Annotated in this window: 16 protein-coding genes and 1 pseudogene; 8 read left to right on the top strand and 9 right to left on the bottom strand. The window is 62.9% G+C overall.

All coding sequences use genetic code 11. The features are described 5' to 3' along the window. Window positions 1-13 precede the first annotated feature (13 nt). From ACFHWW_RS09180 to ACFHWW_RS09170, 3 genes are read right to left on the bottom strand one after another with little or no spacing between them, the layout of a single operon-like run. Window positions 14-1,318: an HlyC/CorC family transporter gene (locus ACFHWW_RS09180; protein WP_100674168.1), complete on the bottom strand. Its 1,305-nt coding sequence runs from the start codon at window positions 1,316-1,318 to the stop codon at window positions 14-16. Continuing rightward, window positions 1,315-2,448: a 3-dehydroquinate synthase gene (gene aroB / locus ACFHWW_RS09175; RefSeq protein ID WP_379938020.1), complete on the bottom strand. Its 1,134-nt coding sequence runs from the start codon at window positions 2,446-2,448 to the stop codon at window positions 1,315-1,317. Before aroB ends, ACFHWW_RS09180 begins: the two co-directional genes overlap by 4 nt. A gap of 4 nt (window positions 2,449-2,452) precedes the next feature. Next, on the bottom strand, window positions 2,453-3,031 hold the full coding sequence (locus ACFHWW_RS09170) for a shikimate kinase (protein ID WP_010970121.1): 579 nt from the start codon (window positions 3,029-3,031) through the stop codon (window positions 2,453-2,455). A gap of 234 nt (window positions 3,032-3,265) precedes the next feature. On the opposite strand from ACFHWW_RS09170, the gene ACFHWW_RS09165 reads away from it, so the two are divergent. From ACFHWW_RS09165 to ACFHWW_RS09145, 5 genes are all read left to right on the top strand, one after another. Then, window positions 3,266-3,415, top strand: a complete 150-nt coding sequence (locus ACFHWW_RS09165; protein ID WP_018096896.1) for a hypothetical protein — start codon at window positions 3,266-3,268, stop codon at window positions 3,413-3,415. Beyond that, entirely contained in the window at window positions 3,412-4,347 is a 936-nt protein-coding gene (gene xerD / locus ACFHWW_RS09160) for a site-specific tyrosine recombinase XerD (protein WP_379938019.1), read from the top strand. The genes ACFHWW_RS09165 and xerD overlap by 4 nt, the downstream gene beginning before the upstream one ends. A 63-nt stretch (window positions 4,348-4,410) precedes the next feature. Then, window positions 4,411-5,364: an acetyl-CoA carboxylase carboxyltransferase subunit alpha gene (locus tag ACFHWW_RS09155; protein ID WP_003527479.1), complete on the top strand. Its 954-nt coding sequence runs from the start codon at window positions 4,411-4,413 to the stop codon at window positions 5,362-5,364. Between the two features lie 258 nt (window positions 5,365-5,622). Beyond that, the gene (locus ACFHWW_RS09150; protein WP_338277328.1) at window positions 5,623-7,065 is read left to right on the top strand and encodes a murein L,D-transpeptidase family protein; all 1,443 of its coding nucleotides are present in this window, start codon (window positions 5,623-5,625) and stop codon (window positions 7,063-7,065) included. Beyond that, window positions 7,065-7,301 (top strand): sulfurtransferase TusA family protein, encoded by a 237-nt coding sequence (locus ACFHWW_RS09145; protein WP_275597401.1) that lies wholly within the window; start codon window positions 7,065-7,067, stop codon window positions 7,299-7,301. The genes ACFHWW_RS09150 and ACFHWW_RS09145 overlap by 1 nt, the downstream gene beginning before the upstream one ends. Before the next feature lie 109 nt (window positions 7,302-7,410). Here the strand turns inward: ACFHWW_RS09145 and ACFHWW_RS09140 are convergent. From ACFHWW_RS09140 to ACFHWW_RS09125, 4 genes and pseudogenes are all read right to left on the bottom strand, one after another. Then, window positions 7,411-7,491 (bottom strand): annotated as a pseudogene (locus tag ACFHWW_RS09140) (VapC toxin family PIN domain ribonuclease); the annotation flags it as partial. 10 nt (window positions 7,492-7,501) lie between these two features. Beyond that, window positions 7,502-7,735: a type II toxin-antitoxin system VapB family antitoxin gene (vapB, locus tag ACFHWW_RS09135; RefSeq protein WP_338277325.1), complete on the bottom strand. Its 234-nt coding sequence runs from the start codon at window positions 7,733-7,735 to the stop codon at window positions 7,502-7,504. Between the two features lie 32 nt (window positions 7,736-7,767). Beyond that, window positions 7,768-8,922: a CobW family GTP-binding protein gene (locus tag ACFHWW_RS09130; RefSeq protein ID WP_379938018.1), complete on the bottom strand. Its 1,155-nt coding sequence runs from the start codon at window positions 8,920-8,922 to the stop codon at window positions 7,768-7,770. Between the two features lie 12 nt (window positions 8,923-8,934). Further along, entirely contained in the window at window positions 8,935-10,017 is a 1,083-nt protein-coding gene (locus ACFHWW_RS09125; protein WP_338277321.1) for a D-alanyl-D-alanine carboxypeptidase family protein, read from the bottom strand. A 249-nt stretch (window positions 10,018-10,266) separates the two neighbouring features. Here ACFHWW_RS09125 and ACFHWW_RS09120 point away from each other — a divergent pair, with 249 nt between their 5' ends. Further along, on the top strand, window positions 10,267-11,430 hold the full coding sequence (locus ACFHWW_RS09120) for a M20 aminoacylase family protein (RefSeq protein WP_338277319.1): 1,164 nt from the start codon (window positions 10,267-10,269) through the stop codon (window positions 11,428-11,430). 23 nt (window positions 11,431-11,453) lie between these two features. After that, the gene (locus tag ACFHWW_RS09115) at window positions 11,454-11,918 is read left to right on the top strand and encodes an Lrp/AsnC ligand binding domain-containing protein (protein WP_010970133.1); all 465 of its coding nucleotides are present in this window, start codon (window positions 11,454-11,456) and stop codon (window positions 11,916-11,918) included. A gap of 82 nt (window positions 11,919-12,000) precedes the next feature. On the opposite strand, the gene ACFHWW_RS09110 is transcribed toward ACFHWW_RS09115, so the two are convergent. Next, the gene (locus ACFHWW_RS09110) at window positions 12,001-13,044 is read right to left on the bottom strand and encodes an NAD(P)-dependent alcohol dehydrogenase (protein ID WP_379938016.1); all 1,044 of its coding nucleotides are present in this window, start codon (window positions 13,042-13,044) and stop codon (window positions 12,001-12,003) included. Window positions 13,045-13,296: 252 nt separating this feature from the next. On the opposite strand from ACFHWW_RS09110, the gene ACFHWW_RS09105 reads away from it, so the two are divergent. Further along, window positions 13,297-14,238, top strand: coding sequence for an AraC family transcriptional regulator (locus tag ACFHWW_RS09105; RefSeq protein ID WP_100674158.1), 942 nt, complete (start codon window positions 13,297-13,299; stop codon window positions 14,236-14,238). A 53-nt stretch (window positions 14,239-14,291) separates the two neighbouring features. On the opposite strand, the gene ACFHWW_RS09100 is transcribed toward ACFHWW_RS09105, so the two are convergent. Beyond that, on the bottom strand, window positions 14,292-14,834 hold the full coding sequence (locus ACFHWW_RS09100) for an Lrp/AsnC family transcriptional regulator (protein ID WP_379938065.1): 543 nt from the start codon (window positions 14,832-14,834) through the stop codon (window positions 14,292-14,294). Window positions 14,835-14,844 lie beyond the last annotated feature (10 nt).

Below are 14,844 nucleotides of genomic sequence, written 5' to 3'. Positions count from 1 at the left end.
TCTTTGAAGTGCCCTAACCCACCTGCCCCTCGTCCTCGGCCGCGCGGATGCGCAGCTTGGTGATCCGGTTCTTCACGCGCTTCATCACGGTGAAACGCTTCCCATAGAACGTGAAAGCCTGCCGTTCCTCCGGAATGCTCTTCGATTCATGGATCACGAGGCCGGCAACTGTCGTCGCCTCCTCGTCCGGCAACGACCAGTCCAGCGCCCGGTTGAGGTCGCGGATCGGCACGGAACCATCGACGACGATCGAACCGTCGGCTTCCTGACGTACGCCCTGGATGTCGATGTCGTGCTCGTCGGCAATGTCGCCGACGATCTCTTCGAGAATATCCTCCAGCGTGACGAGCCCCTGCACCTGGCCGTATTCGTCGACCACGATGGCAAGATGCAGCTTGCGGCGCAGGAAGGCATTGAGCTGGTCTTTGAGATTGGTCGAATCCGGAACGAACCAGGGTTTCTGCGCAATCTTGACGATATCGAGCGTCTCGGGCTCCACATTCGGCTCGGCGAGCGCCCGGAGCAGGTCCTTGGAATGGACGACGCCGATGATGTTGTCGGCCGAGCCGCGCCACAACGGCAGGCGTGTAAACGGACTTTCGAGGATCTCGCGCACGCAGGTCTGGGGCGGGTCATCCGCATTGATCGCCCGCATGCCTGTCCGGTGGATCATGACGTCGGAAACTTCGAGCTCGCCGAGATCGAGCACCCCGCCGAGCCGGTCGCGGTCCGCCTTGATGACCGATCCTTCGCGGTGGAGCAGATTGACCGCGCCGCGCAGTTCCTCATGCGCGGTGAGCATCGGCAAGTCGGAAGAAAGATTGATGCCGAAGAGGTGCAGGATGCGCCTGACGATTGCGTTGACGAGGGAGGATACCGGACCCACGACGACAACGAAGGGGCGGACCCAAGGCGCAACCGCCAGCGCAAACCGGTCCGGCGACGCGATCGCCCAGCTCTTCGGCAGGACCTCGGAGAAGATGACGAGCAGTACCGTCATGGCGACGGTGGCGATCGCCACGCCCGAATCGCCGAAGAGGCCGATCAGCAGGCTCGTCGTCAGCGACGAGGCCAGAATGTTGACGAGGTTGTTGCCGATGAGCAGCGTCCCGATCAGACGGTCGCGGCGCTCGATCAGCCGGGTGACCATGCCGGCCCGCTCATCGCCGTTGTTCTCCAGCGTATGCATCCGCGAGCGCGAGGCTGCGGTCAGCGCCGTCTCCGAGCCGGAGAAAAAGGCGGAAATAACGAGAAGGGAAATAACGGAAAGCAGCGACAGCCAATATTCCGTCAGAAAGCCCAGTAGCACATCGGTCATCGCGGGTGCTTTTCCGTAAGAAAGCTCAACACCTCCGAGGAGGGCACGTCGTCCGCCACGAAGGACTGGCCGATGCCCCTCGTAAGGATGAAGGTGAGCTTGCCTCCCTTCACCTTCTTGTCCTGGGCGATCGCCTCCATCAGCCGATCGGCCGGCGGCAACGCCCCGGGAATGTCGGCCAGGCGCGTCGGCAGGCCGACGGTTTTCAGATGGGCCTCCACGCGCCGCGCATCGTCAGGGCTCGCGAGATTCATCCGGGCTGAGAACTCATGCGCCAGAACCATGCCGATCGCAACGCCCTCCCCATGCACCAGCCGCTTGCTGTCGTAATCGGTGGCGGCCTCCAGCGCATGGCCGAAGGTATGGCCGAGATTGAGGAGGGCGCGACGTCCGTTTTCGCGCTCGTCCGCGGCAACGACGTCAGCCTTTGCCTGGCAGCTGACGGCAATCGCCTCGATCCGGGCGGGTCCGCCTGCAAAAACCGCCTGCCAATTTGCCTCGAGCCATTCGAAGAAATCCGGCTTGTCGATCAGCCCGTATTTCGCGACCTCGGCATAGCCTGCGCGGAACTCGCGCGGGCTCAGCGTGTCGAGCGCGGCGGTATCGGCGAGGACGAGGTCCGGCTGATGGAAGACGCCGATCAGGTTCTTGCCGTGCGGCGAATTGATCCCTGTCTTGCCCCCGACCGAGGAATCGACCTGCGCCAGCAGCGATGTCGGGATCTGGATGAAGCGCGAACCGCGGCGGACGATACCGGCGGCAAAGCCGGTAAGATCGCCGACCACGCCGCCGCCGAGCGCGATCACCGCGTCGTTGCGCTCGATTCTGGCGCCGAGGATGGCCTCGCAAACCGGGATCAGATGCTCGAAGCTCTTGGTCTTCTCGCCTGCCGGCAGGATCAGGGAGACAGCCTCGATGCCGCTTTCCCCGAGGCTCGCCATAAGCGGTTCGAGGTAGCGGGGCGCGACGTTCTCGTCGGTGATGACCGCCATCTTCCGGCCCTTGAGCCGGGAAGCGACCTCCCGGCCTGCCGCGGCGATCAGACCGGGGCCGATGAGAATATCGTAGGAACGCTCTGCGAGATCGACGCGGACCTTGCGTTCGGCGGTTGGCATCACATGGCTGGTCATGGCTTCAGGCCTTCTGATGATCGGCGACGGCGGCGAGAACCTCCTCGACCATCGCTTCCTTTTTCACATCACGCGAGAGAACGGTCAGGTCCGCCTCGGCATAGATCGGATAGCGCGCGCGCATCAGGTTCTCGAGCGTCTGCTTCGGATTCTCGGTCTTCAGAAGCGGCCGCGTGTCGCGCTTGTTCACCCGCTCCCATAGCACGTCCAGCTCGGCGTTGAGCCATATAGTGAGGCCGCCCTTCTTGATATGCCGCCGCGAGCGCTCATTGATATAGGCGCCGCCGCCGGTCGACACCACCCGCGGGCCGGACCTGAGCAGGCGCTTCAGCACGCGCGCTTCCAGCGCCCGGAACTCTTCCTCGCCGTAGGTCGCGAAGAGATCGCTGACCGTCATGCGCGAGACCCGCTCGATCTCGTGGTCGGAATCGACGAAAGGAACGCCAAGCGCCTGGGCGGTCAGCCGACCGATTGCCGATTTACCCGCCCCCATCAGGCCGATGAAAACGAGATTACGCTTACCGAGAGTGCGCTTCGCCCTTTCGGCCAGCGTCGCGGAAACCGGTTCGGTCACATCGTTCATTGCGCTTCAAATTCCCCATTCCTCTCCGGTATCGACAAAACGGGGGGGAGCGTCAAGCCGTCGCTTGGTGTCGCGCGGGCTTCTTGAACTTCAGGGCGGGCCCGTTCATATAGATCACGCATCCGCGCCAGCGAAACGCCCTGCTCGACTGCAGCGATCGCGGTAACGCTTCGAACAGACGGCATGATCCGATGCCGTACCGTTCCTTTCCGGCGCCATGCAGAGGAGACTTGAATGCCCACCCTCTTCCGCTTCCTGTTCATCTGCGCCGTCGGGGCCGGCATGGTCTATGGCGCGATGGTGGCGCTCGTCACTTTCGTCGACCCGGTTGAGCGGGACGTGACCGTGCGCATTCCCTCGGAACGGGTCAACAAGCCGCAATGACGGATATGTCCGCAGCCTACGTCGAATCCTTTCTGGAAATGATGAGCGCCGAGCGTGGAGCGGCGGTAAACACGCTGCAATCCTACGAGCGCGACCTCGAGGACGCGCGTTCCTTCCTGCGCTCGCGCGGCACCGGGCTCACCGACGCCTCGGCCGACGATCTCAGAAGCTATCTGTCCCATCTTGCAGGCCAAGGCTTCAAATCGTCATCGCAAGCGCGGCGGCTCTCGGCACTCCGGCAATTTTACAAGTTCCTTTATGCTGAGGGGCTGCGCACGGACGACCCGACGGGCATCCTCGACGCGCCGAAGAAAGCCCGCACACTCCCCAAGACGCTGAGCATCGAACACGTCACCCGGCTGATCGGTCAGGCGGAAGCGGAGGCGAAGTCCGGCAAGGGCGATGCGATGGCGAATTTGCGCATGCACGCGCTGATCGAGCTCCTTTATGCGACAGGCATGCGCGTCAGCGAACTCGTTTCGCTTCCGGCAAGTGTGCTTGCGCAGAACGGGCGTTTTCTCATAATTCGCGGCAAGGGTAACAAGGAAAGGCTCGTACCGCTGTCGCAGGCGGCGATCCGCGCCATGCGCGCCTATGGCGAACAACTGCAGGAAGACGGTGCGGACAGCCCCTGGCTGTTCCCCTCCAATGGCAAGACCGGCCATCTGCCGCGGCAGGTCTTTGCCCGCGACCTCAAGAGCCTCGCGGCGCGGGCAGGCATCCGGGTGGCGGCGATTTCGCCGCACGTGCTGCGCCATGCCTTCGCCAGTCATCTGCTCGCCAACGGCGCCGACCTTCGCGCCGTGCAGGAACTGCTCGGCCATTCAGACATTTCCACGACACAAATCTATACGCATGTGCTGGAAGAACGGCTTCACGACCTCGTGCAGAACCATCACCCCCTTGCCAAACAGGCGAAAAAACAGGATTAGGTCCGCCTGATGGAATGACTTGGCAGGGCGGCCCTTGTCGAAAAACGATCGGAAACGCGTCTGATGCACAATTATCTCGACTTCGAAAAACCCATCTCTGATCTCGAAGGCAAGATTCTCGAACTGAAGAAGCTCGCCAGCGAAGACGAGAGCGTTAACACATCAGACGAGATCGCCCGATTGGAAGGGCGCGTCCGCGATGCGATGGTCGAGATCTATTCCAAATTGTCCCCCTGGCAGAAGACCCAGGTCGCTCGCCACCCCTCGCGTCCGCATTTCCTGGACTATGCCTCGCGCCTCTTCACCGAGTTTACGCCGCTTGCCGGCGACCGGAATTTCGCCAATGACGACGCGATCCAGGCGGGGCTTGCCCGCTTTCACGGCACGCCGGTCGCCGTCATCGGACAGGAGAAGGGCAACGACACCAAGTCGCGCATCAAGCACAATTTCGGCAGCCCCCGCCCCGAGGGCTATCGCAAGGCGACGCGCATAATGGAGATGGCCGACCGTTTCGGCCTGCCGCTGATAACGCTGGTCGACACGGCAGGCGCCTATCCGGGCGTCAACGCCGAGGAGCGGGGCCAGGCCGAGGCGATCGCCCGCTCGACCGAAATGTGCCTCAACGTCAAGGTGCCGATCGTCACCGTGGTGATCGGCGAAGGCGGCTCGGGCGGCGCGATCGCGATTGCGACCGGCAACCGCGTCTACATGCTGGAGCACGCGATCTACAGCGTGATCTCCCCGGAAGGTGCGGCCTCGATCCTCTGGCGCGACTCGACGCGCGCCAAGGAAGCCGCCAGCAACATGAAGATCACCGCCGAAGACCTGAAGTCGCTCGGCGTCATCGACGGAATAATCCCGGAGCCTGTCGGTGGAGCCCACCGCGACCCGGACGCGGTCATCAGCCGCACGGAAACCGTGATCGGCGACGCTCTCAAGGAGCTTTCCGCACGCAATGGCGACGAATTGCGGGCCGACCGGCGGCAGAAATATCTGAATATCGGCCGTAACCTCTGATCACGGCTCGGTCCGTTCCGATCCGATCCGGGACGTTCCAATCCGAACCATTGCGATTATTCCAGGCGGTCGGCAACCGGAAATCGGACTGTGGCCAAATCTTGGCCATATTCATCAGGTCATGAGAGGTGGCCATTCGCAGGGGGCGCCTGCACGGTTAAGATTTCGTGAAGAATAATGACGTACTGATTCGTTGACGCCTGTCCTTCGTGGAACAGGCGTGCACGGATAGAATGTGGCTAGAACGGGCTTTTGCCGATGCGTTTCAGGAACCTTGTCCTCACCGCCGCTGTCGCAGCCGCTCTTGCGGGCTGCACCAACGAGACGCTCGATTCGGTCAACCTGTCGTCCGTCAAGAACAAGACCGAGTATCAGCTTTCGGGCAAGATGGTCAGCAAGATGCGCGAGCTGGGCATGCAGAAGACGTCCCCGATCCTGTTGCGCATCTTCAAGGAAGAAGGGACGCTCGAAGTCTGGAAGGCGAACACGGCGAACCGGTTCCAGCTTCTGAAGAGCTACAAGATCTGCGCATGGTCGGGCAAGCTCGGGCCTAAGATGAAGGAGGGAGACCGGCAGGCGCCGGAGGGATTTTACCCGCTCTATCCGCACCAGATGAACCCGAATTCGAGCTATTACCTGGCGATCAATACGGGCTATCCGAACACATATGACAAGGCTAACGGCCGCACCGGCACCCATCTGATGATCCACGGTGCCTGCTCTTCGGCCGGCTGCTATTCGATGACGAACGAGCAGATCATCGAGATCTTCGCGCTCGCGCGCGACGCGTTCAAGGGCGGCCAGGAAAGCGTGCAGCTTCAAGCCTTTCCCTTCCGCATGACGGCGGAAAACATGGCGCGCCACCGCGACAATCCGAACATTGAATTCTGGAAGATGCTGAAGGCCGGCTACGACCAGTTCGAAGTGACCAAGCGCCCGCCGGCAGTGAATGTCTGCGAGAGGAAATACGTCTTCAATCAGCAGGCTGAGGGGCAGTTCAATGCGGCCGGCCAGTGCCCTGCGATGACGACGCCGCCGGCGCTGCAGATGGCGATGGCGAGCTACGACAAGGACTATCGGCGCGACTACGAGAAGGCCTTGAAGAAATTAGAGGGCATGGTCTGGTACGAGCCGACCGAGGCCGAACGCAAGGCGGTGGTCGCCGATCAGCGCAAGGGCCGCGAGCTTGCCTATGCGCCGACCGGCACCTCGCTCGATGCGGGCAAGCTGCTCAAGGTAAGCGATCTCGAAAAGAAGCTTGCCGAACAGAAAGAGGCCGAGGAAGCCAAGCGGGCAACCTTGATCCAGAAGGAAGCGCTGGAAAAGGCGGCCCGCGAAGGCAAGGGCCCGCCGGTGCCGCAGGCCAACCCGCTCGAGCGCCCCGTGGAGCAGGCAGCGGTACAAGCCGAGCCCGCGAGGAAGTCGCTCTGGGGCCTGTTCTCTCGCAACGAGCCGGCGGCCGCGCCAGCCGCACCCGCCGCCGGCGCTCCCGCGCAGCAGGCCGCAGGCCAGCCAACCGCTCAACAGCCCGCACCGGGCCAGCCGCAAGCCGCCGCCGGCGGGCAACAGACAGCACCGCCGGCGCAGGACAATGCTCAGGTGGCCGCCGCTCCCGCCGGAAATGCGCAAGCGCAAGCACCAGAACAGCAGCCCGCCGAGCAGCCGAAGAAGCGCCCGTTCTGGAAACTCTGGGGCAATTGATGCCCGAGGAAGCGAGGCTACGCTACGATTTGAGGGGGCTGAAATGTCCCCTTCCCGTTTTGAAGACGCGCAAGCGAATGGAAAACCTGGCGCCCGGCGCGCTCATCGAGATCGAAACGACCGACCCCCTGGCCGTGATAGACATCCCGCATTTCTGCAACGAGGACGGGCACCGGCTGGAGCAGGCTGAGCCGCTCGCAGACGGACATCGTTTCCTCATTCGCAAGCGGTGCTAACCAACATAAAAAATGTGCCACGGTTTTCCGTGCCGACCTGAACCGGATAGTGTCAAAAAGCTGGCTCCGAAGCGGGAGCGCTTGGCGGCGCACCGCGCCTTCGGATCTGTCACAGCCAGCTCTCGACCCTTACACCCGGCATGCGGACGAACTCGCTGGCCACGACAATCAGCCCTTCGCTGCGAGCATTTAGGTGAGCATCAGAAAGAGTCGCGCGTTTCCGCCACCGGCTGCTTACGCTCGCTCATGAAATCCTCGCTGACGTGCGGCCCGTTGGGGAACAGATCGTCCCACCTTTTGCCCTGGGGTACGATCACGCGGCTGCGGCCGATCTTGAGAATATCGACCTGATGCACGCTCTCGGGAAAGGCGACGGCCTTTGGCAGCCGCACCGCCTGGCTACGGTTACTGATGAATACGGTCGAACTGGCCAAGACCCATTCCTTTCTCAAGCCCACCGGAGCCGTCAGAACTTCATCCCCGGCACCGCCAGGGGGTTGTCCGCGAGCGCCTGCGCATCCGGTCGGTCGACGCGGGGCTTGCCGGTGAAGGCGTCGAAGAGGTCGCGCACGAATGCTTCCTCGAGGCCTTTGGTGATCAGAACCATTCGCGTCCGGCGATCGGCCGGGTCGGGCCAGGCGGCAAGCCGTTCCGGCGCGTGAAAGACCGTCTGCACGCCGTGCAGCACCACCGGCCTCTCCGGATTGTCCGCGACGGAAACGATCGCCTTCATGCGCAGCAGCTTTTCTCCATGAGCCGAGCGCAGGAGGTCGATGAACATCTCTAGCGCCATCGGTTCGATCGGCCGGTCATGCACGATGCTGAATGAGCGGATGTCCGAACCATGACGATTGACGTCGTGACGGTGGTTCCCATGGCCGTGACCATCTTCGTGGTGGTCGTCATGGTGGTGGTGGTGGTGGTGGTGGCGGTGGTCGTCCGCATGGGCCTCGTCCTGAAGCCAGCGCCCGACATCGGCGACCTTGGTCGAGGCGTCGTAAAGACCGCAGGCGAAGAGGTCGGCCCGGCCCGCCTTTTCCGTGTCGCCGTCGATGATCGGCGCGAGCGGGTTGAGATCCCTGAGCTGCGCCTCGAGCCTGCCGATCCCTTCATCTTTGGCGAGCCCGCTTTTGCTGATCACCAGCCGGTCGGCCACCGCGATCTGCTTCATGGCCTCCACATGATTGGCGATCGTCTGCTCGCCGTTGACCGCATCGACGACGGTGACGACTCCGTCCAGCCGGAAATTCTGGGCAATCACGGGATTGCCGAGGACGGATTGAAGCACCGGTGCCGGATCGGCAAGCCCGGTGGTCTCGATGACGACGCGCTTCAGCGGCTTGATGCGGCCGGTCTGCATCCGGTCCATGAGATCGGCCAGCGTATCGACGAGCTCGCCGCGCACGGTGCAGCACAGGCAGCCGTCGGAAAGCTCGATGACGCCGTCACTCGAAGCCTCGACCAGGAGGTGGTCGATGGAGACATCGCCGAATTCGTTGATGATAACGGCCGTGTCGGCAAGCGCCGGATCCTTGAGCACCCGGTTCAGAAGGGTCGTCTTGCCCGCGCCGAGAAAGCCGGTGAGGATCGAGACCGGCACCACCGGCATTGGACCGTTCATGAAAGACTCCGTTCAGAAGCTCGGGCGCGGGATCGGAATCGGCACATTGGCGATCTCGACCGCATCGCCCTGTGCCGTGGCATCGCTGCCGGCTTTTGCCGTCTTGTCGTCGCTGCCGGGTATGAGGCCGGCGAAGGCAAGTTTCAGCGGGCGGTCGATCTCGTGGATATAGGGTGAAAGCAGCTTCTGCCGGCCGGCCTCGTCACGCCCCTCGCTGCGCACCTTCGCCGCCTGCTTCGAGCAGATTTCCTTGCTGATATCGGCAACCACCCCGCGGGTTTCGCCATACGGCACGATCTCCGCAAGCGAGGGCTTGCCCGTGCCCACCGTGGTAAAAGCCATCTGCAGGAGCCTGGCCGACTCGTCGGCACGCGCTGCAAGGCTGTCTTCGCCGAGCACGACCGAAACCACCCTGCGGCCGCCGCGGCTCGCCGAGGAGACCTGGTTGAAGCCCGAGGCGCAAATGAACCCCGTCTTCATGCCGTCCGCGCCATCGAAGCGGCCTATCAGCATGTTGTAATTGGGATAGTCCTTCTTGCCGGTGGTGAAGCCTTCCAGCGCGAAATAGGAAGCATATTGGGGGAATTCGCGCTTCAGCGTAAGCGCGAGCACCGCAAGGTCCCGGGCGGTCGTATATTGCCCTTTGCCCGGCAGGCCGTTGGGATTGATGAAATGCGACGAGGTCATGCCGATGCGGCGCGCCTCGGCGTTCATCTTGTCGATGAAGGCTTGTTCGGATCCGCCGACCGTCTCGGCGATCGCAACGGCGATGTCGTTCGCCGACTTGATCAGCATCATCTTCAACGCGCTGTCGAGCGTCATCTTCTGGCCGGGCTTGTAGAACATCTTGCTCGGCGGCTCCGAAGCGGCGTTCTTCGTCATGACCACCGGGCTTTCCAACGTCAGCTGCCCCGCCTGGATGGCACGGAACGTGGTATAGGCCGTCATGAGCTTGGTCAGCGACGCCGGATACCATTTCTGGAAGATGTCCTGATGCTCGTAGACCTTGAGCGTATCGACGTCGATCACCAGCCGCGGATTGGCCGATGCAGGCAGCGCCGCAGCCAGTACGACCGCGCAAGCTCCCGCAAGCATGCCTACCCTGCCCAATCTGTCGCCCAACGGGAATCGTGCTATTGCCACAATCCAAACCTCGAAATTCCGGAGTTGCCTCGTATCGTCCCGCTATTTAGCCTATATGGCAAGGAGATGGCAAAGCCCATTCATCGGGCTGCCGCGCCAATCCACCGCCCGGACACTCCAGCGGCGAGACTCCAGCCGACGCTGAAGCGTCGGGACTCGCGTGTCGAACCGAAGTGAACGAACAGACGACAGGAACGAACAATGCCGATTTTAAACCGTGCCGCCGAGCTCAAGAACGAAGTGACCGAATGGCGGCGCCATCTGCACCAGAACCCGGAGCTCCTGTTCGCGGTGGAAAATACGGCAGCCTTCGTCGAAAAAAAACTGAGGGAATTCGGCGTTGACGAAATCGTGACCGGCCTCGGCCGGACCGGGGTCGTCGGCCTCATCCGCGGCAATCGCGGCCCGGGCCGCACCGTCGGGCTCAGGGCCGACATGGACGCCCTGCCGATCACCGAAGCAAGCGGCAGGTCCTGGTCCTCGACGGCCCCCGGCAAGATGCATGCCTGCGGCCATGACGGCCATACGGCCATGCTGCTCGGCGCGGCGAAGTATCTTGCCGAAACGCGTAACTTCGCCGGCAATGTCGCGGTGATCTTCCAGCCGGCCGAGGAAGGCGGCGGCGGCGGCAACGAGATGGTGAAGGACGGCATGATGGAGCGCTTCGCGATCGAAGAGGTCTACGGCATGCACAACATGCCGGGGATGCCGGTCGGCCACTTCGGCAGCCGCGCCGGCCCGATCATGGCCTCGACCGACGAGTTCACCATTACCGTCAAGGGCCGCGGCGGCCACGCCGCTCAGCCGCACAAGACGATCGACCCGATCGCCATCGGCGCCCAGATCGTCAACGCGCTGCAGACGATCGCCTCGCGCACCGTCGATCCGCTTGCCTCCATCGTCGTCTCCGTCACCAAGTTCAATGCCGGCTTCGCCCACAACGTCATCCCCGAACAGGCCGTACTCGCCGGCACCGTGCGCGCGCTGACGCCGGAAGTGCGCGACACCGGCGAAGCCCGGATCCGCCAGATCGCCGAGAACATCGCCGGTGCCTACGGCGCCACCGTCGACGTCTGGTACGGCCGCAACTATCCCGTGACCGTAAACCACGCCGCCGAGACCGGTCACGCGCTCGCCGTCGCCGCGACGGTCGCCGGCGAAGGCAACGTCAACGCAGCGCTCGACCCGATGATGGGCGGCGAGGACTTTTCCTACATGCTGCTGGCCCGGCCGGGCGCCTTCGTCTTCATCGGCAATGGCGATACGGCGGGACTGCATCACCCGGCTTATGACTTCAACGACGAAGCCATTCCGCACGGAATTTCCTACTGGGTGAAGCTCGCCGAAACACGGCTTGCCGCCTGAGGCACGGAAAGCGGGAGGCGACCATGCACCAGATCGACAAGACGGACCGGAGAATCCTCAATATCCTGCAGGCGGACGGGCGGATTACCAATCTGGAGCTGGCGGACCGGATCGGGCTTTCCCCGACGGCGACCAGCGAACGTCTGAGGCGGCTGCTGAAGGAAGGTTACGTCTCCGGCTTCGGTGCGCGTCTCGACCCCCACAAGCTCGGCTTCGGGCTGTTGGTCTTCATCGAAGTGATGCTCGACAAGACGACGCCGGAAGTCTTCGACCAGTTCGCGGCCGCCATAAAGCAGGCGCCCGCTGTGCTCGAATGCCACATGGTCGCGGGCGGCTTCGACTATCTCGTCAAGACCCGCTTCGAGGACATGGCCGCCTACCGCAACTTCCTCGGCCAGGTGCTTTGGACGCTCCCGGGCGTCAAGGAGACCCGGACCTATGCGGTGATGGAAGAGATCAAGAATGACGGGCCGCTGCCGCTGCTTTGAGTAGCGGCAGCGGCCCGCCAGGAGCGGGATTAAGAAGTGTGCGGTTTCCGCCCGCATCCCGCGTCTCACCTATCGGAATCGATCACGCCTTGATCGATTCCATGTCGATCACGAAGCGGTAGCGCACGTCGCTTCTCACCACCCGCTCATAGGCCTCGTTGATCTGCTCCATGCGGATCGTCTCGATCTCCGAAACGATTCCGTGCTCGCCGCAGAAATCGAGCATTTCCTGCGTCTCCTTGATAGAACCGATCATGGAGCCGGAAATGCTGCGCCGTGCCGGCACCAGCGAGAAGGCATGGACCGGCACCGGATTCTCCGGAATGCCGACGAGCACCAGATCGCCATCGACCTTCAGGAGGTTGAGATAGGCGTTCCAGTCGATTTCGGCCGCGACCGTGCAGATGATAAGGTCGAAGCTGCCGGCGAGCTTTGTGAATGTCTCCGGATCCTTCGTCGCGAAGTAGTGATCCGCCCCGAGCTTAAGCCCGTCCTCTTTCTTCGAAAGCGTCTGGCTGAGCACCGTAACCTCCGCGCCCATCGCATGGGCGAGCTTCACGCCCATATGGCCGAGACCGCCCAAGCCGACGATCGCCACCTTCTTGCCGGGGCCGGTCTTCCAGTGACGCAGCGGCGAGTAGAGCGTGATGCCGGCGCAAAGCAGCGGTGCGGCAGCGTCGAGCGGAAGGTTGTCCGGGATGGAGAGTACATAACCTTCCTTGACGACGATATGGTCGGAATAGCCGCCTTGGGTCGGTGTTCCATCTGCCTCGACGCCGTTGTAGGTCACCACCAGGCCCGGCAGATACTGCTCCAGATCGAGGTCGCGCTTGGCGCAGGTCGTGCAGGAGTCGACGAAGCAGCCGACGCCCACCCGATCGCCGATCTTGAACCTGGTGACCTTGGAGCCGACCGCCCTGACGAAGCCGACGATTTCGTGGCCCGGCACCATGGGGAAGGTCGAATTGCCCCATTCGTCACGCGCCTGGTGGATATCGGAATGGCAGACGCCGCAATATTTGATGTCGATCACCACGTCGTCGTCGCGCGGTTCGCGACGCTCGAAGGTGAAGGGTGCGAGCGGCTTCGACGCGTCCGTCGCCGCATATCCTCTTGCAATGGCCATGGGTCTGTCCTTCATGTCTGGGAGTGGCATGTCTGCGAGTGGCATGTCTGGGAGTGGCGCGCCCATCGGCCTATGGACCGCAGGCGGCAGGGCGGACTATGCTGCCTCACAAGGCCATTGCGTTAGTGCGATCCTGCAAGACTTTTGCACGATTCTGCGAGAATCGCCGAAGGCAGCTGGCGGAATAGCGCCGACAACCTATCTGACCCCCTGTCTCCGCACGGATCTAAGCTATTGGAAAGTCCACCGAAGATGACAGAATCACAGCGCATGCCGCGTCAGGAAATGATCGACATCATTGCCCGGATCGCCGGAGAGGACGGCGATCATCCGACGATTATACCAGGGCTGAGCGTTCACCGGCATTCCGTTTCCGCGAAGCCGAATTGCGCCGCCTACAAGCCGAGCCTGGCGATCATCGTCCAGGGGGCGAAACGTGTCGTGCTCGGTGAGGAAACGCTCGTCTACGGCGCCTCGGACTACCTTTTGACCTCCATCGACCTGCCGGTTCTCTCTCAGATATCGCTCGCCTCGCCCGAGGAGCCCTATCTCAGCATGGCCTTCCAGATCGATACGACGAGGCTTCCGGCGCTCCTCGACGCAATCGGCCCGGAGGCGGCGAAAGCTCCGGGTTCGCCACGCGGCATGACGGTCAGCAAGCTCACACCCGATCTTGAGGACACGGCGCTTCGGCTGCTGCGGCTCCTCGACAGACCGGATGACATCGCGGTGCTGCTGCCGCTGATCGAGCAGGAACTGCTTTATCGCCTGCTGCTCGGACCGCACGGCGCCAGGCTCCGCCAGATGGCGACCACGGAGAGCCAGCCGCACCAGATCGGCCGCGCGGTGTCCTGGCTGAAGGAACATTATTCCCGCCCCTTGCGCATCGACGACCTCGCAAGCCGCGTCAGCATGAGCGTCTCCTCGCTTCATCACCATTTCAAGGCGATCACGGCGATGAGCCCGCTGCAGTACCAGAAGCAACTGCGCCTGCAGGAGGCAAGGCGGCTGATGCTCGAGGAGCGTCTCGATGCCGGCGATGCCGGCCACAAGGTCGGCTATGAGAGCCAGTCCCAGTTCAGCCGCGAATATGCCCGCCATTTCGGCGAGCCGCCGATGCGCGACGTCGGCCGCGTCCGCCGAAGCCTCATCGGCCGTACGATCGGCGAGGTTGAGATGCTGAGCGAGGGTTAGAGCAGTTCCAGGAAAACTATTGGACGGTTTTCCGCCCGGAAGAGCGTAGCTGCTCAGCTTCGTTCGATATCGCGGCGCAGAACGATCGAGGTCGTCAGATCCTCGACATTGTCGAGCAGCGCGACTTCGTTGCGCAGCTCGTTCAGCGCGTTGATCGAAGCGACCTTCACTTCCACGATGAGATCGAGCTGGCCGCTGACCGAGAAAACGCGTCTGACGGAGGAAAACCCGGCTAGCCGATCGAGCACGCCGAGCGAGGGCGTCCGCTTCAGCGTCACCAGCAGGAAAGCCTCGATCTCCCCCTCCTCCAGCTGGCCGATGTCGGCGCGATAGCCGCGAATGACGCCGGCCTTCTCCAGCCGCGCGACACGCTCGGCCGTCGCACTGCGCGACAATCCGATACGCCCGGCAAGCGACTTCATGGGAATACGCGCCTCGCGGCTCAATATGCTGAGGATCGTTCGGTCTGTCGCGTCGATATCCTGCCTCCTGCGGCCGGCCAGAGGGACTGCCGGGCGGCTGTCGAGTGCCGCCGGCAAGATGACGGTTATAATAGCCAAAGTGCCGGTGCAACCGGCGAAATGCCGGATGCACATGCCGAACGGG

Source organism: Sinorhizobium sp. P24N7 (assembly GCF_042436655.1).
GTDB lineage: Bacteria > Pseudomonadota > Alphaproteobacteria > Rhizobiales > Rhizobiaceae > Sinorhizobium > Sinorhizobium meliloti_A.
This window is presented reverse-complemented; position numbering and strand designations above follow the sequence as displayed.